Origin of the sequence: Pseudomonas sp. SIMBA_041, from assembly GCF_046535095.1 — a bacterium.
In the GTDB taxonomy this organism is placed as follows: Bacteria; Pseudomonadota; Gammaproteobacteria; order Pseudomonadales; family Pseudomonadaceae; genus Aquipseudomonas; species Aquipseudomonas mucoides.
On the sequence record NZ_JAWRXJ010000127.1, the window covers coordinates 1 to 322 of the forward strand.

The window sequence follows — 322 nt, forward strand, 5'->3', positions numbered from 1 at the left end:
CGGGAAAGGCACGTCGTAACCCACTGCGTTTGCGATTGCCCGCATTTCCGGTGCTGCTTCGCAGTGCGAGAAAATCAAGTCGCCGGTCAGCGTGTCACCCGTGCCGATCCGGGATTGCCGCCGGGAAAGCCTGAAAATCTGTTGCGCTATTGGCGCGACGTGCGTGGCGTCAATCCGCTCGATCTGTCGCTTGAGGCGGGTGTCTCGTAGCGCCGGATCAGCTGCATGGATAGCGGACGCCAGCGGGGTCCGGGAGACGCTGCTGACTCTCGCGCAAGACACTCGACGTACCACCGCGCGAGCGCAATGCACCGCAGCTCGC

The 322-nt window shown here is 63.7% G+C and carries 1 protein-coding gene; it reads left to right on the top strand.

The window, feature by feature from the left end; translation table 11 throughout:
• On the top strand, positions 1–210 hold a 210-nt coding region (locus SB725_RS30535), incomplete at its 5' end, for a hypothetical protein (RefSeq protein ID WP_410923083.1).
• Positions 211–322 lie beyond the last annotated feature (112 nt).